The organism is Streptomyces justiciae (genome assembly GCF_015163075.1).
GTDB classification, from domain to species: domain Bacteria; phylum Actinomycetota; class Actinomycetes; order Streptomycetales; family Streptomycetaceae; genus Streptomyces; species Streptomyces justiciae.
In genome coordinates, this window is record NZ_JADDXU010000021.1 from 31,476 (window position 1) to 47,246 (window position 15,771).

The window sequence follows — 15,771 nt, forward strand, 5'->3', positions numbered from 1 at the left end:
TAGGTGGGTCATGCTGCCGTTTCCGATAGGGGAGCCGGCGTTTGGGCTCCCTGCGCCGTCGGTTTCGTCGTCACCATCAGCGCTGCCACCACCCCCGCCAGCAGCATGATCCCCGCCGCCCACCAGATCGCGACCGTGTACCCGTGCACGACCGCCTCCTTCGCGACGAGGTCCCGGTTGGCACCGCCGGTCAGATGGGCCGTGAGATAGGCCGTGCTGCTGGTCGTGGCGATCGTGTTGAGCAGGGCCGTGCCGATCGAGCCGCCCACCTGCTGGGAGGTGTTGACGGTGGCCGAGGTGACGCCGGAGTCCTGCGGGGCGACGCCCGCCGTCGCGGTGGCGAAGACCGGCATGAAGGTCAGGCCCATGCCGAGGCCCATGAGGATGAGGGCGGGCAGGATCTCGGTGGCGTAGTCGCTGTGGATCGTCATCCGGGTCAGGATCAGCATGCCGCCCGCGGCGAGGACCATGCCGGGAGCCATCAGCAGCCGGGGCGGCACCCGGTCCATCAGGCGGGCCGAGATCTGGGTGGAGCCGATGATGATCGCGGCCGTGAGGGGCAGGAAGGCCAGGCCGGTCTTGACGGGTGAGTAGGCGAGGATCACCTGGAGGTAGTAGGTCATGAACAGGAACAGACCGAACATGCCGATGACGGCCAGGCCCATCGTCAGGAAGCAGCCGGCGCGGTTGCGGTCCTTCACGATGTGTAGCGGGAGCAGCGGCATGGGGGCCCTGTTCTGCCACCACACGAAGGCCGCCAGGAGGACCACGCCGCCCGCGAGGAGTCCCAGGACCAGCGGGTCGCTCCAGCCGCGCGGCTCCGCCTCGCTGAAGCCGTAGACGATCGCGACGAGCCCGCCGCAGCCCAGCAGCACGCCGGGTACGTCGAGGCGGGCGCCCGCGTGGCCGGGGCGGTCGTGCAGGAGGGTGAGGGCGCCGAAGACGGCGACGACGGCGATGGGGACGTTGACGTACAGGCACCAGCGCCAGTCGAGATACTCGGTGAGCAGTCCGCCGACGATGAAGCCGATGGCGGAGCCGGACCCGGCGAGAGCGCCGTAGATACCGAACGCCTTGCCGCGTTCCTTCGGGTCCGTGAACGTCGTCGTCAGCAGGCTCAGCGCGGACGGGGCGAGGACCGCGGCGAAGACGCCCTGGAGGGCGCGGGCGCCGAAGAGCATGCCGGAGCTCTGCGCGGCGCCGCCGAGCGCGGAGGCGGCGGCGAAGCCGACGAGGCCGATGACGAAGGTGCGTTTGCGGCCGACGAGGTCGGCGATCCGGCCGCCGAGCAGGAGGAGGCCGCCGAAGGCGAGGGTGTAGGCGGTGATCACCCATTGCCGGTTGCCGTCGGACATGCCCAGGTCCTCCTGCGCGGAGGGGAGGGCGATGTTCACGATGGTGGCGTCGAGGACGACCATCAGCTGGGCGAGAGCGATGATCACCAGGCCCCACCAGCGGCGGGGGTCGGCCTGATCCGGTTCACCTGTTCGGGTGACACTCACCCCGCCAGAAGACCATGAATCGGGACGTATCGCATCTGCGGCGGGTGTCTTGCGGTTGCTCATGGTTCGAGTACGACCTTTCCGGTGGTGCCGCGTGTCTCCAGCGCCCGGTGCGCGGCGGCGGCCTCGGCCAGCGGGAAGCGCTGTACGGCCGGGGTGAGGCGGCCCGCGGCGGCTTCGGCGAGGGCGCGGAGTTCGAGGGTCTGTACGGGGTGGGGGCCGCCGGCCTTCCGCATCATCACGGGGCCGAGGACCTGCTCGGAGATACCGTCGACGAGGTGGGGCTCGCCGCCCTGGATGCCTTCGGCGGACCAGCCGAACACGAGGTGCTTGCCGCCGGGCGCGAGGAGGGCGACGGCCTCCCGGGCGACGTCGCCGCCGACGCCGTCGAAGACGACGGTGACCTTGTCGCCGCCCAGATGGGCGCGGACCTTGTCGGGCCAGGCCGGGTCCTTGTAGTCGACGGCGAGGTCGGCGCCGTTGGCCTCGACGCGGGCGGTCTTCTCGGGGCCGCCGGCGAGGCCGACGACGGTGGCGCCGGCGTTCTTGGCGTACTGCACGAGCAGCGTGCCGATGCCACCGGCGGCGGCCGGGACGAGGACCACGGAGTCGGGCCCGAGCGCGGCGAACTGGAGAATCCCCATCGTCGTACGGCCCGTCCCGATCATGGCGACGGCCTCGGCGAAGTCCAGGTTGCCGGGGATCTCGTGGACGCGGTCGACGTCGGTGACCGCGAGCTCGGCGTAGCCGCCGGGCGCGAACCCGAGGTGGGCGACGACGCGCTTGCCGAGCCAGAGGTCGGCGACACCCTCACCGAGCGACTCGACCACACCGGCGACCTCGCGGCCGGGGATCGTGGGCAGCTGGGGGAGTTCCGGCAGCGGCCCCTGGGCACCCTCGCGCAGGGCGGTGTCCAGGAGGTGGACACCGGCGGCTCGTACAGCGACACGGACCTGGCCCGGGCCGGGCCGGGGGTCCTCGGTCGGCTCGTAGGTGAGGTTCTCGGCCGGACCGAAGGCGTGCAGACGGATGGCGTGCATGAAGGGGCTCCCTGGGCGGTTGCTGTCGAGGGCTCCAGCCTTCAACCTCAAGCATGCTTCAGGTCAAGGGCGTTGCGGCCGAGAGCCAGGGACACGGCGGTGAGAGCGCTGTTGAAGGAGACCTCGGACAGCACGCCGGGGGCGGCCACCTGGTCGCCGGCGAGGTAGACGCCGTCGCCGCGGTCGATGGCGGGACGGTCCCGCCAGCTGGTGCCGGGCAGGTCGACGGCGCCGGTACGGCCGTTCGCGAGGGCCTCGCTGCGCCAGGTGACGCGGTCCCGCCAGCCGTCGAAGGCCAGGTCGAGGAGGGTCTCGGCGCGGGCGACACCGTCTGCCTTGGACTCGTGCGGGGCGACGGGGATCTGCCCCTGGATCAGCTGCTCGCCGGCCGGGGCAAGCGTCCGGTCCTGGGCCGTGAAGCGCTCGATCCAGCCGGGGGAGTCCAGGTCGGAGACGGCGAAGGCGTCACCGCGCCGGGTACGCACGGCGAGGTCGATGAGCGCCGTACGGCCGCTGGTCCACGTCAGCGTGGGGTCGGCGAGGAGACGGCGGGCGGCGTCGAGGGAGGTGGCGACGACGACGGGGGTGTCGGTGGGGAGGGTGTCGACGCGGGACAGGGTCTCCATCCGCACCCCCAGATTCCACGCGCGGGCGGCCATGCGGTCGACGACCGTGGCCCAGCCGCCGACCGGGTAGTGGGCCTCGGGCGGCAGCTTGGTGGCGCGGCGCAGCCGCTCCTGCACGAAGGCCGCGGACAGGGCGCCCGGGTCGTGGTGGAAGAGGGCGACGGCGGAGTAGTGGGCGGCGGCGCGGGCGCCCTCCTCACCGGCGATGCCGGTGGCCCAGGTCAGGAAGTCGCTGTCGACGGGCGCCTGGGCGAGCCCGGGGCGCAGCAGCTTCAGCATCGCGAAGGGCGGGGTGCGGCGCAGGACGCCCTTGTGGCGCAGCCGCAGCCGGGCCGCCTCCAGGGGTGGTATCGGGGCGAGCGGCCCGATGAGGTCGCGCTGCTTGAGCCAGGCCCAGTGCGGGCCGCCGTTGTAGAGGGCGTGCGGGCCCTCGTTGGTCCGGTAGGGCCCCTCGGCGGTCCGCGCTCGCCCGCCGAGGGTGTGATGGGCCTCGTGGACGGTTACCTTGGCGCCCGCTTCGGCGGCGGTGATGGCGGCGGTGAGTCCGGCCAGGCCGCCGCCGATGACGGTGATGCGGTGCATGGAGTGTCCTCACGGTGGAGTGCGCTGTCGCTGTCTCGGATATGACGTCCGCAGGGGCCGAAATGTGACGTGAGGGGTGTTTCCGCAGGTCAGGGCCTTGGTGCTCGGGCGTTGTCAGTGGTGGGGTGCAGCATGGGGGGATGGTGAGCAGAGCGGCGGGCGGGACCGGTGTGAAGAGCGCGCGGCGGCCGGAGGTGCGGTTGCCGGCGTTGGAGGCGTTCGACGGGGGTGCGCTGGAGCCGGACGGGGACTACGACGGCCTGGAGTTCCGGGACCTGGACCTCGCCGGGCAGGACGGCGGGGGCGCCCGCTTCATGGACTGCGCGCTGACGGGCTGCGCGCTGGACGAGACCCGGCTGCGCAACGCACGCTTCCTGGACTCGCTGCTCACCGGCGTACGGGGCGTCGGCACCGACCTCTCCGACGCGACCCTGCGAGACGTCGAGCTGGTGGACGCCCGGCTGGGCGGCGTGCAGTTGCACGGGGCGGTGCTGGAACGGGTGGTGATCCGCGGCGGCAAGATCGACTACCTGAACCTCCGCACGGCCCGCCTCAGAGACGTCGTCTTCGAGAGCTGCGTCCTGGTGGAACCGGACTTCGGAGGCGCCCGCCTGGACCGCGTCGAGTTCATCGACTGCGCCTTGAAACGCGCGGACCTGACAGCGGCCACACTGACGGACGTCGACCTGCGGGGCGCGGCCGAGCTGGACATCGCAAGGGGGGTGGAGCGGCTGGCGGGGTCGGTGATCAGCGCGGCCCAACTGATGGACCTGGCACCGGTGTTGGCGGCGCAGATGGGGATTCGGGTGGAGGGCTGAGGGGCCGGGTCGGACAGCCCGGGGTCGTCACCCGATCAGGGCCTGGAAGCCCTCGACGGTACCGCGGCGTGCGGTCATGAAGGCGAGCCATGAGCCGTCGGCGTAGTGCAGCCGGAAGCGGGCCGGCAGCTGAAGGCGGGGACGCCGCTCGACCCGGACCACCCAGGCCCGCGGCACCTCCCACCCGGGGATGCCGTCCCGCTGGTGGCCGGGACGGCTGTGCCGTACGGCTGGCGGTCCATGCGCGGCCTGGGCGGGGTCAGCTCACCCGCGGGAACTTCGCCTGCAAGCTCCAGATCGCCGGGTTCTCGCCCAGGTCGTCGTGGAGGTCGATCAGGTCGGCGAGGAGGTCGTGGAGGAAGTCGCGGGCCTCGCGGCGGAGTTCGGCGTGGGAGAAGGTCAGCGGGGGTTCCTCGGCCGGCATCCAGTCCGACTCGATGTCCACCCAGCCGAAGCGGCGCTCGAAGAGCATGCGGTCGGTGGACTCGGTGAAGTCCAGCTCGGCGTGCTGGGGGCGGGCCGCGCGGGAGCCGGCCGGGTCGCGGTCGAGGCGTTCCACGATGTCGCACAGCGCCCACGCGAAGTCGAGCACCGGCACCCATCCCCAGGCTGTGGACAGCTCCCGGTCCGCCTTGGTGTCGGCGAGGTAGACGTCCCCGCAGAACAGGTCGTGCCGCAGCGTGTGGACGTCCACACGGCGGTAGTCCGTCTGGGGCGGGTCCGGGAAGCGGTTGGAGAGGGCGTAGCCGATGTCGAGCACGTACGTGATGGTGTCACGCCGCCGGGGCCGGGACCTCGGCGCGCCATAGGATCTCTGACATGTCCAGATCCGCACGCCTTGTCCCGGCCTGTGTGGCCGCTCTCACCGCCCTCGCCCTCACGGCCACGGCGTGCAGCGGCGGCGGTGGCGGCGTGCAGGGCACCCCGGGCGGGGCAGGGGTCCGGGACCCGTACTTCCCCAAGGCGGGCAACGGCGGCTACGACGTCGGCCACTACGACCTGCGGCTCTCCTACGACCCCGACACGGCACAGCTCTCCGGCACCGCCGCGATCACCGCCGAGGCCACCCAGGACCTGTCCGCCTTCGACCTGGACCTGAAGGGCCTGGACGTCGACAAGGTCACCGTCGAGGGCAAGGCCGCCCGCTGGAACCGCACCGGGCAGGAACTGACCGTCCGCCCCCACGACGACCTCGACGACGGCGAGACCTTCGAGGTCGAGGTCCGCTACTCCGGCACCCCGCGCACCCTCACCGACGCCGATGGCTCCCACGAGGGCTGGCTGCGCACCGCCGACGGAGCGGTGGCCCTGGGCGAGCCGATCGGTTCGATGACCTGGTTCCCCGGCAACCACCACCCCTCGGACAAGGCGTCGTACGACATCGACGTCACCGTCCCCGAGGGCCTGGAGGCCGTCTCCAACGGGGAGTTGCGCGGCAAGGAGACCGCCGACGGCCTCACCACCTTCTCCTGGCACACCGCCGAGCCCATGGCGAGCTACGTCGCCACCCTCGCCATCGGTGACTACGACATCCGCCGGTCCACCGCGGGCGGCGTACCGGCCTACACCGCCGTCCAGCCGGGCGGGAGCGCGAAGGTCCTGGCCCGGCTGCCCGAGGTCATGGAGTGGGCGCAGACCAACTTCGGGCCGTACCCCTTCTCCTCCACCGGCGCGATCATCGGCGGCGAGGACGACGCCGAGTACGCGCTGGAGACCCAGAACCGGCCCTTCTTCCCGGGCGCCCCCGACACCGGACTCCTCGTCCACGAGCTCGCTCACCAGTGGTTCGGCGACTCCGTCACGCCGAGGAGCTGGCGGGACATGTGGCTCAACGAGGGGTTCGCCACCTACGCGGAGTGGCTGTGGGAGGAGGACGAGGGCGGCGACAGCGCCCAGGACACCTTCGACGCGCTGTACCAGGAGGGCGAGGACGAGTACCCGGACCTGTGGGCCTTCCCGCCGGCCGAGCCGACGAGCGGCGCGCACATCTCCGACGACCCCGTCTACCAGCGCGGCGCGATGGTCATCCACAAGATCCGGCAGACCGTCGGGGACGACACCTTCTACGACATCGTCCAGGGCTGGACGGCCGAGCACCGGCACGGCAACGCCGGCACCGACGACTTCACGGCCTACGTCGAACAGCAGGCGCCCGACGAGGACTTCGACGCGATCTGGGACGCGTGGCTGTACGGAGACGGCAAGCCCGCACGGCCATAACGGTCACCGCGTGAACACAGAACGGTCCCGGACGGTCGGAAACAGGCACCTTATGGGCGGCCGCCCCGCGCGCGCATCGGTATACCTAGGGTGAGCGCCCCGGGTAGGTATCCGGTCCCGCTGCCGAGGGGGCGCCATGGACAGCTTCGTACAGCCCGCGCTGCCGGCCCATGACACGGACGACGTCGGACTGCCCGCCGAACTCACCCGGTTCATCGGCCGCGAGGCCGAACTCGCCGAGATCCAGGACGCGTTGCACCGGGAGCGGCTGGTGACGCTGATGGGCGCGGGCGGGGTCGGCAAGACCCGGCTGGCGCTGCGCACGGCCCGGCGGATGCGGGAACGCTGCCCGGACGGCGTGTACTTCGTGGAGCTGTCCGAGCTGCGCGACCCGGAGCTGCTGGCCAACGCGGTCGCGGCGGTCGTGGAGCTGCCCGAGCAGTCCGAGCGGGCGGCCCGCACCCCGCTGGAGGCGCTCATCGCCTACTTCGGGACCCGCAGGCTGTTGCTCGTCCTCGACACCTGCGAGCATCTCGTCGACGCCTGCGCGGTGTTCGCCCAGTCCGTACTGCGCTACTGCCCCCAGGTGCGCATCCTCGCCACCAGCAGACAGCCGCTGGACGCCCCCGGCGAGCGGGTGCTCCAGGTGATGCCGCTGCCCGTGATCGACCCGGACGACGACGCCCGGCCCGGTGCCGAACCCAGCGACGCCATGCTGCTGTTCGCCGAACGCGCGGCGGCCGTGGTGCGCGGCTTCGGGCTCACCGACGCCAACCGCGGCCTGGTCGCCCGCCTCTGCCACCGCCTCGACGGCATCCCCCTGGCCATCGAACTGGCCGCGGTACGCCTCCGCGCACTCTCCCTCGAACAGCTGCTCTCCCGGCTCGACCACCGCTTCCGCCTCCTGTCCGGCGGCAGCCGCGGAGTACTGCCCCGCCACCAGACCCTGCGCACGGCCATCGACTGGAGCCACGGACTGTGCACCGAGCAGGAGCAGTTGCTGTGGGTGCGGCTGTCGGTGTTCGCGGGGGAGTTCGAGCTGACGGCCGCCGAGGAGGTGTGCTCGGGACCGAAACTGCCGCCGGAGGAGATCCTGGAGTGCCTGATCGGCCTGGTCGACAAGGCGATCGTGCTGCGGCTCGACGACGAGGGCGACGGCAGCGACGCCCGCTACCGCATGCTCGACACCATCCGCGAGTACGGCCGCGAGCGCCTCGCCGAGAGCGGCGCCGAGCTGGAGTACCGCACCCGCCACCGCGACCACTGCCTCGCCCTGGCCGAGGAGTTCGACGCCCGCTGGCTCACCCGCGACCAGGTGGTGTGGCTGCGCAGGGCCTGGCGGGAGCGGGCCAGTCTGCGCTCGGCACTGGAGTTCTGCTGCACCGAACCCCGCGAGGCCACCGCCGGCCTCCGCCTCGCCGCCGCCCTGTGGGGCCTGTGGCTCGGCACCGGACGCACCGTCGAGGGCCTGTACTGGCTGGAGCGGCTGCTGCCCCTGTGCCCCGAACCGCACCCCGCCCGGGCCACCGCCCTGCGCGTCGCCGGCCACCTCAGCCTCATGTCCGGCGCCCACGGCCGCGGCCTGGAGCTGACCGAACGCGCCGAGGACGCCGCGCACGAGGGCGGCGGCCGCGTCGACGCCGCCTACGTCGTCTTCAACCGCGGCCTCGCCCACACCCTGGCCGGCGAGGTCGACTGGGCGCTGGAACGCCTCAAGGACGCCCGCGAACGCTTCGCCGGCCTCGGCGAACAGGGCGGCGAGGCCTGGATGCTGGGCACGATGTGCGGGGCGCACGTCTGCGCCGGCGAGTACGACAAGACACTCGCCACCTGCGAGGAGACCCGCCCGGTCCTGGAGCCGCTGGGGGAGCGCTGGGTGCAGGGCTGGGTCGGCTGGATCCAGGGCTGCGCGCTGTGGGGGCTCGGCCGGCACGAGGAGTCGGCGACCGTGCTGCGCTCCGCGCTCACCATGTGCCTGGAGATCAACCACACCCAGGGCATCGCCTTCTCCCTGGACACCCTCGGCTGGATCGCCGCCGCCGAGGGCCGCCACGAACGGGCGGCCGCGCTGCTCGGGGCCGCCGACCGGCTGTGGGAGAGGTTCCACGACCCGCGGCTCGGCATCCCCGCCATGCACCGGGCCCACGCCGAGGCGACGGCCACCACCCGCGGCGCCCTCGGCGACCGCCGCCACGAGGAGCTGTACGCCGCCGGAGCCGCGCTGTCCCTCCAGGAGGCCGTCGACCGAGCCGTCGGCGACAGCCACCCGCCCGGCACGAAGGCGAGCGCCAAACGGGCGCCGGGACACGGCGGTTGGGGCGCCCTCACGGTACGGGAGCGAGAGATCGCGGCCCTAGTAGCGGAAGGCCTGTCGAACCGCCGTATCGCCGAACAGCTCAGCATCTCCAAGCGCACCGTGGACTCGCACGTGGAGCACATCATGGGCAAGCTCGGCTACGCGTCCCGCACCCAGATCGCCACCCTCGCGGTGGCCCAGTCGACCGCCGACCGCTGAGCTTCCGCAGCCCTGGGGGCCGCCCGGCGCGTGCTGATGATCCGCCGACAGACCACCGTACGCACCGGACGGCCTCGGGACCCTTCGGCGGCGCCGCCGGACAGGGCGATGCCGTCGTCGCCGATCACCATGACGAGCGGGCTCTGTGGTCGCACCCCGCACAGTCTGGCGCCGGCCCGCGACCGCCCGCATCGGCAACAACACCCAACAGGGATACGTAAGGTGCCGAGGCGGACGGCCTAGGTATGCCCGCAGGGGCCGTACGGCTACTGGACGTTGACGGCCTTCCAGGCCGCCGCCACCGCGTTGTACTCGGCGCTGCCCGCGCCGTACAGGTCGCTCGCCGCCTGGAGGGTGCCGGTGCGGGCGCCCGCGTAGTCGGTCGAGGAGGTGAAGTACGTCGTCAGCGCCTTGTACCAGATCTGGTAGGCCTTGGCGCGGCCGATGCCGGCGACGGTGGAGCCGTCGTACGTGGGCGAGTTGTAGCTCACCCCGTTGATGGTCTTCGCCCCGCTGCCCTCGCTCAGCAGATAGAAGAAGTGGTTGGCGACACCCGACGAGTAGTGCACGTCGAGCCGGCCCACATTGCGCGACCAGTAGTCGGCCGAGCCGCCGTCCTTGCTGGGCTTGTCCATGTAGCGCAGCGGGGTGCCGTCCCCGTTGATGTCGATCTTCTCGCCGATGAGGTAGTCGCCGACATCGGCGGAGTTGTTGGCGAAGAACTCCACGGAGGTGCCGAAGATGTCGGAGGTCGCCTCGTTGAGCCCGCCCGACTCCCGGCTGTACTTCAGGCCCGCGGTGGCCGCCGTCAACCCGTGGCTCATCTCGTGCCCCGCGACATCGAGCGAGGTCAGCGGGTGGAAGTTGCCCGATCCGTCGCCGTACGTCATGCAGAAGCAGCTGTCGTTCCAGAAGGCGTTGACGTACGCGTTGCCGTAGTGCACCCGCGAGTAGGCGGCCTTGCCGTCACCGGCGATGCCGTTGCGGTTGAAGGCGGACTTGTAGAAGTCCCAGGTGACGGCGGCACCGTAGGCCGCGTCGACGGCGGCGGTCTGCCGGTTGGCCGGGGTGCCGTCGCCCCAGGCGTCGTCGGCGTCGTGGAAGAGGGTGCCGGTCCCGGACGTACCCCCGTTGAGGTCGTACGTCTTGTGCCCCCCGCGCCCGGAGTCGACGAGGTCGAACCCGCCGGAGGCGGCGGCGGTGGTGCCCAGGGGCACGGTCCCGCTGTACTCACTGGCACCCGTGCCGGTGTCGATGCCCTGGTACTCGTAGATCTTCTTGCCGGTGGTGGCGTCGGTGATGACGTGCAGCTCGCTCGGGGTGCCGTCGTGCTGGAGCCCCTTGACGACGGACTCGTAGGCGAGGACGGGCTTGGCCCCGGCGGCCCAGACCACCTTGCGGGCGGAGGCGCTCCCGGAACCGGCGTCGGCGAGCGCGGCCTTCTTGGCAGCGGCGGCGGATATCTGCGCATCCGTCGACGCCACGGCTATCCGGGCACCGGTCGCCTTGCTGACCCCCTTCAGCGCCCCGCTCTTCGCCACGTGGGTGACCAGGTCGCCGCCGAGGACGGGCAGACCGGCGTAGGTGCGCTCGTAGCGGGTGTGCACGGTGCCGTCGGCGTCCTTGACGACGTCCCGGACGACGAGCGCCTCCCGGGCGCCGAGCCCGAGCTCGGCGGCGGTCGAACCGGCCGCGTCCTGCGCCGACTTGAGCGCGGCGGCACGGGCCGAGGTGCTGAGCGGAAGGGCACTTGCGCCACTGACGGACTCGGGCGCCGCGGTGGCGGCACCGTTCTGCAGCGCGAGCACGACCATCGCCGCCGAGCCGATCAGGGCGGCGGCACGCAGGGTGGTCGTACGGGGAGTGCGGGAGGCGCTGGGGGTGCGGGACTGCAGTCTCACTCGGTCTCCTTCGGGCCGGCCTCAAGGGTGTCGAGGCACAGGCGAGGCACATGACTGGCACAGGTGGGGCACAGAGTTGCGGCGAGCGAGGAGAGGGTGCCATCCGAACCGGCCTGTTTGACAGGCCGCCGTCAAGACTTTACGTGTTCTTGTCCGAAAGTCAGTTTTCACAATCCGCTATGCGGACGCGTGATGCATGGTCAACTCTCCGCTTGTTAAGCGAAGTTGACGGAGAAACTGTCACTCACACAGGGCGCAGCGACTTCCGCAGAACGGCACAGGGCCGACCGAGCTGGAGGTCGGCACGATGCCCGATGACCTCATAACCGAGGGCGGTCCAGAAGGAGAGCCCGCGGGGATTGTTGTCGAGAACGGCGAGCCGCACGGCGGTACGCCCGCCCGCGAGAAACCGCTCCTCGACAAGCCCGGCGACCCGCCTGCCGAACCCCTTCCGATGCGCCCCCGCGTCCACCATCAGTAGCCCGATCCAAGGATCGGGATCGTCGGGATCGGGATGGCGGTCAAGAGTGATCACCAGCCCCACCACCCTGCCCTCACTACGGGCGAGGAGCACCTCCACACCAGGACCGGCCAACTCCTCGGCCAGCGCGGCGGCCACCTGCTCGGGACGGATGTCGTCCGGGTCGGGAAAGTCGCCACTGAGGGCGTGGAACTCGTGGTTGGAGGCGTAGAGCGCGGTGAGTTCGGTGAGGACGGGGGCAGGGATGTCGTGATCGACCGTCAGAGGCAGGGATTCGAGGCGCACGCGGGGACGCTACCCCGCACAAGCCGGAACCCCCGGCCGAAGCCGGGGGTTCCGATACAACCGGACGACCGTCAGACGTTGACGCCGAAGTCCTGCGCGATACCGACGAGGCCGGAGGCGTAGCCCTGGCCGACGGCGCGGAACTTCCACTCCGCGCCGTTGCGGTACAGCTCGCCGAAGACCATGGCGGTCTCGGTGGCCGCGTCCTCGGACAGGTCGTAGCGCGCGATCTCGGCGCCGCCGGCCTGGTTGACGATGCGGATGTAGGCGTTGCGGACCTGGCCGAAGTTCTGCGAGCGGTTCTCCGCGTCGTAGATCGAGACCGGGAAGACGATCTTGTCGATGTCGGCGGGCAGACCCGCGAGGTTGACGTTGATCGCCTCGTCGTCGCCCGCGCCCTCGCCGGTGCGGTTGTCACCGGTGTGGACGATGGTGTTGTCCGGCGTCTGCTTGTTGTTGAAGAACACGAAGTGGGCGTCGGAGTAGACCTTGCCCTGCGTGTTGACCGCGATCGCGGAGGCGTCGAGGTCGAAGTCCGTACCGGTGGTCGTGCGGACGTCCCAGCCGAGGCCCACGGTGACGGCGGTCAGGCCCGGAGCCTCCTTGGTGAGCGAGACGTTGCCACCCTTGGACAGGCTTACAGCCATGGTTGGGAGTCCTTTCCCTCGTTTATGTACTGCCTGAAGCTACATCTACCCGTATGAACGCCGAGAGGGGTAGCGAAGGTTCCAGGTGTCTTTACTTTCTTTACCGAACAGCCGGTGAACGATATTCGCGTGACGTGTGCCGGTCAGCCGAGGGACGATGGACGGCATGTCCGGTCCTTACGTCATCCGCGGCTCCGTCTCCCTCCCCGAGGCCGAGCTCCAGTGGCGTTTCTCACGCTCCTCCGGACCCGGCGGCCAGCACGTCAACACCAGCGACTCCCAGGTGGAACTCCGCTTCGACCTGGCCAACACCGAGTCACTCCCCGAGGTCTGGAAGACCCGGGCCCTGGAACGGCTGGCGTCCCGCCTGGTGGACGGCACCATCACCGTCCGCTCCTCAGAACACCGCTCCCAGTGGCGCAACCGCGAAACCGCGGCGGTACGCCTGGCGGCCCTGCTGGCCGAGGCGACGGCTCCGCCCCCGAAGCCGCGCAAACCGACGCGCATTCCGAGGGGCATCAACGAACGCCGGCTGAGGGAGAAGAAGCAGCGCGCGGAGACGAAGCGGGGCAGAACGGGCCGAGACTGGGGGTGACGGCAGTCGGCCGGCTGCGGGCACGTCGTGGCTGGTCGCGCAGTTCCCCGCGCCCCTGGCGGCACGACCCGCACCCGCGTTCGAACGTGAGGGGACGTGTCGGGGGGTGTCCGCCCGCAGCGGTTGGCGCGTCAACACGGGCGCCTTATCTGAACGCCCGATTCCGCGCCGTTCCGAGGACGGACACCCCCCGGCGCGGCCCCGACCCACGACGAACCGCACCGCGCCCGTGTCACAACCCGCACCCGAGATCCGTCAACACCACGACGGAAAGGTGTGACAGATGACCGACAACGGCAACGGCAACGGCAACGACTTCCTGGCCCGCCGCTTCGAGACCCACCGCCCCCACCTCAGGGCCGTGGCCCACCGCATGCTCGGCTCGGCCGCGGAGGCGGAGGACGCGGTGCAGGAGGCCTGGTTCCGCCTCAACCGCACCGGCGACGAGGACATAGACAACCTGGGCGGCTGGCTGACCACCGTCGTGGGCCGAGTCTGCCTGGACATGCTCCGCACCCGAACCTCCCGAGCCGAACAGCCCTTGGAGCTCACCACCCCCGTCCCCGACACGACCGCCGACCCCGAACAGGACGCCCTGCTCGCCGATTCCGTAGGCGTCGCCCTGCTCGTCGTACTGGACACCCTCACCCCCGCAGAACGCCTCGCGTTCGTGCTGCACGACCTGTTCGCCGTCCCCTTCGAGGAGGTCGGCGAGATAGTGGGCCGCACCCCGGCCGCCGCCCGCCAACTCGCCAGCCGCGCCCGCCGCCGCGTACAGGGCGCCCCCGCCCCCGACGCCGACGAGGCACGGCGGCGTCAGCGGGAGGTCGCCGACGCCTTCCTCGCCGCCACGCGCGACGGCGACTTCGAGGCCCTCGTAGGCGTCCTGGACCCGGACGTAGTGGCACGCAGCGAGGCCGGCGTGACGACCGGCGCACTCGCGGTCGCGAAGGGCGCGACGAGCTTCGCCGCGCTGGCCAGGTTCGCGCACCCCGCCCTGGTCGACGGCAGGATCGGTATCGCGGCGGTGGTCGACGGCCGCGTGGAGCGGACGCTGGCGTTCACGTTCGTACGCGACCGGATCGCGGTGATCGACATAGTGACGGACGCCGGACACGTGGCCGAGAGCAAGGTAGAGCTCCTCTAGCGCCCTCTAGCGCCTTCTAGCGCCCGCCCAACCCCAGCACCCCCACAACCTCCCCCTCCACCATCTCCCCGTTGGGCCGGAACCCGAGCCCGAGATAGAAGTTCTCGGGCCCGTGCTCCCCGGGATGCCAGGTCACGTACAACTCATCGCCACCCCGCCGCCGGATCTCCGCCGCCACCGACTCCACGGCGAACCGCCCATACCCCCGCCCCTGCGAGCCCGCGTCGATGTTCAGCCGCCACAGCCCGGACCGGATGACGCTGCCGTCCTCACCCCAGTCGATGTCGAAGAAGGCCATGAGGAACCCGACCGGCCGGGCGACGGCGTCGGTGTCGTCACCGTCGACGATCAGACGCGGCCAGGCGGTGCCGGGATGGACGTACGCCTCGGCGAGGGACTTCACCACCGGGGAGACCGCGAATTCCTGCTCGGGCCGGACGCGAATGCCGAGGGCGGCGTCGATATTGCGCGGGGTTATTTCTTCGAGACGGGGACCGTGGGTGATCATGCGCGGCACCTTAGACGGGAGCGCCCGCCGGCCCCACACGAATTAGGTCCCCCCTGTTTCACCCCAACTGCCGGTACCGCCCCCGGAAGTACGCCAGCGGCCCCCCGTCCGCGCTGGGCACATGCGCCGTCAGCACCCGCCCGATCACCAGCGTGTGGTCACCGGCCGTGACGCGCTGCTCGGTGCGGCACTCCAGCGTCGCCAGCGCGCCCCCGACGAGCGCGGCACCGGTCGCCGAGCCACGGACGTACGGGATGTCCTCGAAGAGCAGACGGTCGCTGAGCCGGCCCTTCATCGCGAAGCGCCCGGCGATGTGCCGCTGGCTCTCGGCGAGGACGGAGACCGCCCACAGGGGCTGTTCGTCGAGGAGGTCGTCCATGCGGGAGCCCGTACGCAGGCTGACCAGCACCAGCGGCGGGTCCAGGGACACCGACATGAACGAGGTCGCCGTCATGCCGACGTCCTCGCCCTTGGGCCCCTCCGCGTCCAGCGGTGGCTCGAAGGCGGTCACGAGGACCACACCCGCGGCCAGCCGGGACATGGCGGCGCGGAACTCGTCGTTGCTCACCCCCTCAGGATGCCCGGAGGGAAGGACGGTGGCGGTGGGGGCTGTGTTCGGCACGTCGGGAACGCTAGTGTCCGCCCAGCGCACCCCGCATCGGACCTCAGCCCGAACCCGGACCTAGGACCCGCGACCGACCCGCCTCGACCGCCTCGACCGCACTCATAGGCACAGCGCACATGCCCACAAAGTTTGCGTTCAGTAAACGCACAGCGAAAACGCAGAAACTCCACTCAATTGTTCATCTTTAGCTGTGACTTGAGTCACAAGGGGCATTAATTGTTGACCCTGTGTACCGAGTGGGCAGCGCGCTGTGATTCAGTGGCGGGGAAGCTGCCAGAA

The 15,771-nt window shown here is 71.1% G+C and carries 15 protein-coding genes; 5 read left to right on the forward strand and 10 right to left on the reverse strand.

The window, feature by feature from the left end; genetic code table 11:
• Nucleotides 1-8: 8 nt before the first annotated feature.
• The 3 genes from IQ210_RS39575 to IQ210_RS39585 are packed head-to-tail and all read right to left on the reverse strand — an operon-like array spanning nt 9 to nt 3,750.
• A complete protein-coding gene (locus IQ210_RS39575) occupies nt 9-1,502 on the reverse strand; it encodes an MFS transporter (protein WP_322657879.1) in 1,494 nt (497 codons plus the stop codon).
• A 59-nt stretch (nt 1,503-1,561) separates the two neighbouring features.
• Entirely contained in the window at nt 1,562-2,542 is a 981-nt protein-coding gene (locus tag IQ210_RS39580; protein WP_194084115.1) for a zinc-binding dehydrogenase, read from the reverse strand.
• 47 nt (nt 2,543-2,589) lie between these two features.
• The gene (locus tag IQ210_RS39585) at nt 2,590-3,750 is read right to left on the reverse strand and encodes an NAD(P)-binding protein (protein ID WP_194084116.1); all 1,161 of its coding nucleotides are present in this window, start codon (nt 3,748-3,750) and stop codon (nt 2,590-2,592) included.
• A gap of 140 nt (nt 3,751-3,890) precedes the next feature.
• Here IQ210_RS39585 and IQ210_RS39590 point away from each other — a divergent pair, with 140 nt between their 5' ends.
• A complete protein-coding gene (locus IQ210_RS39590; protein ID WP_194084117.1) occupies nt 3,891-4,568 on the forward strand; it encodes a pentapeptide repeat-containing protein in 678 nt (225 codons plus the stop codon).
• 27 nt (nt 4,569-4,595) lie between these two features.
• Here the strand turns inward: IQ210_RS39590 and IQ210_RS39595 are convergent, their stop codons facing one another.
• Together IQ210_RS39595 and IQ210_RS39600 are read right to left on the reverse strand one after the other, a co-directional pair.
• A complete protein-coding gene (locus tag IQ210_RS39595; protein ID WP_194084118.1) occupies nt 4,596-4,745 on the reverse strand; it encodes a hypothetical protein in 150 nt (49 codons plus the stop codon).
• An 82-nt stretch (nt 4,746-4,827) separates the two neighbouring features.
• The gene (locus IQ210_RS39600) at nt 4,828-5,328 is read right to left on the reverse strand and encodes a hypothetical protein (RefSeq protein ID WP_194084119.1); all 501 of its coding nucleotides are present in this window, start codon (nt 5,326-5,328) and stop codon (nt 4,828-4,830) included.
• Nucleotides 5,329-5,387: 59 nt separating this feature from the next.
• On the opposite strand from IQ210_RS39600, the gene IQ210_RS39605 reads away from it, so the two are divergent.
• Together IQ210_RS39605 and IQ210_RS39610 are read left to right on the forward strand one after the other, a co-directional pair.
• The gene (locus tag IQ210_RS39605) at nt 5,388-6,788 is read left to right on the forward strand and encodes a M1 family metallopeptidase (RefSeq protein WP_194084120.1); all 1,401 of its coding nucleotides are present in this window, start codon (nt 5,388-5,390) and stop codon (nt 6,786-6,788) included.
• Nucleotides 6,789-6,924: 136 nt separating this feature from the next.
• Nucleotides 6,925-9,303: a LuxR C-terminal-related transcriptional regulator gene (locus tag IQ210_RS39610; protein ID WP_194084121.1), complete on the forward strand. Its 2,379-nt coding sequence runs from the start codon at nt 6,925-6,927 to the stop codon at nt 9,301-9,303.
• Between the two features lie 266 nt (nt 9,304-9,569).
• On the opposite strand, the gene IQ210_RS39615 is transcribed toward IQ210_RS39610, so the two are convergent.
• From IQ210_RS39615 to IQ210_RS39625, 3 genes are all read right to left on the reverse strand, one after another.
• A complete protein-coding gene (locus tag IQ210_RS39615; RefSeq protein ID WP_194084218.1) occupies nt 9,570-11,117 on the reverse strand; it encodes a M4 family metallopeptidase in 1,548 nt (515 codons plus the stop codon).
• 331 nt (nt 11,118-11,448) lie between these two features.
• Nucleotides 11,449-11,970, reverse strand: coding sequence for a GNAT family N-acetyltransferase (locus IQ210_RS39620; RefSeq protein ID WP_194084122.1), 522 nt, complete (start codon nt 11,968-11,970; stop codon nt 11,449-11,451).
• Between the two features lie 71 nt (nt 11,971-12,041).
• Nucleotides 12,042-12,617, reverse strand: coding sequence for a TerD family protein (locus IQ210_RS39625; RefSeq protein ID WP_059195829.1), 576 nt, complete (start codon nt 12,615-12,617; stop codon nt 12,042-12,044).
• A 157-nt stretch (nt 12,618-12,774) separates the two neighbouring features.
• Between IQ210_RS39625 and arfB the strand changes: the two genes are divergently transcribed.
• A complete protein-coding gene (arfB, locus tag IQ210_RS39630) occupies nt 12,775-13,212 on the forward strand; it encodes an alternative ribosome rescue aminoacyl-tRNA hydrolase ArfB (protein WP_194084219.1) in 438 nt (145 codons plus the stop codon).
• 283 nt (nt 13,213-13,495) lie between these two features.
• Nucleotides 13,496-14,359, forward strand: coding sequence for a sigma-70 family RNA polymerase sigma factor (locus IQ210_RS39635; protein ID WP_194084123.1), 864 nt, complete (start codon nt 13,496-13,498; stop codon nt 14,357-14,359).
• 16 nt (nt 14,360-14,375) lie between these two features.
• On the opposite strand, the gene IQ210_RS39640 is transcribed toward IQ210_RS39635, so the two are convergent.
• Both IQ210_RS39640 and IQ210_RS39645 read right to left on the reverse strand, forming a co-directional pair.
• The gene (locus tag IQ210_RS39640; RefSeq protein WP_194084124.1) at nt 14,376-14,867 is read right to left on the reverse strand and encodes a GNAT family N-acetyltransferase; all 492 of its coding nucleotides are present in this window, start codon (nt 14,865-14,867) and stop codon (nt 14,376-14,378) included.
• 58 nt (nt 14,868-14,925) lie between these two features.
• Nucleotides 14,926-15,408, reverse strand: a complete 483-nt coding sequence (locus IQ210_RS39645; protein WP_228049343.1) for a flavin reductase family protein — start codon at nt 15,406-15,408, stop codon at nt 14,926-14,928.
• Nucleotides 15,409-15,771: the final 363 nt, after the last annotated feature.

Coding starts and splice junctions, on each gene's coding strand:
- IQ210_RS39580 (WP_194084115.1), bottom strand. CDS start 2,542: ATGCACGCCATCCGTCTGCACGCCTTCGGTCCGGCCGAGAACCTCACC.
- IQ210_RS39585 (WP_194084116.1), bottom strand. CDS start 3,750: ATGCACCGCATCACCGTCATCGGCGGCGGCCTGGCCGGACTCACCGCC.
- IQ210_RS39590 (WP_194084117.1), top strand. CDS start 3,891: ATGGTGAGCAGAGCGGCGGGCGGGACCGGTGTGAAGAGCGCGCGGCGG.
- IQ210_RS39605 (WP_194084120.1), top strand. CDS start 5,388: ATGTCCAGATCCGCACGCCTTGTCCCGGCCTGTGTGGCCGCTCTCACC.
- IQ210_RS39610 (WP_194084121.1), top strand. CDS start 6,925: ATGGACAGCTTCGTACAGCCCGCGCTGCCGGCCCATGACACGGACGAC.
- IQ210_RS39615 (WP_194084218.1), bottom strand. CDS start 11,117: ATGGTCGTGCTCGCGCTGCAGAACGGTGCCGCCACCGCGGCGCCCGAG.
- IQ210_RS39625 (WP_059195829.1), bottom strand. CDS start 12,617: ATGGCTGTAAGCCTGTCCAAGGGTGGCAACGTCTCGCTCACCAAGGAG.
- arfB (WP_194084219.1), top strand. CDS start 12,775: ATGGACGGCATGTCCGGTCCTTACGTCATCCGCGGCTCCGTCTCCCTC.
- IQ210_RS39635 (WP_194084123.1), top strand. CDS start 13,496: ATGACCGACAACGGCAACGGCAACGGCAACGACTTCCTGGCCCGCCGC.
- IQ210_RS39640 (WP_194084124.1), bottom strand. CDS start 14,867: ATGATCACCCACGGTCCCCGTCTCGAAGAAATAACCCCGCGCAATATC.
- IQ210_RS39645 (WP_228049343.1), bottom strand. CDS start 15,408: ATGTCCCGGCTGGCCGCGGGTGTGGTCCTCGTGACCGCCTTCGAGCCA.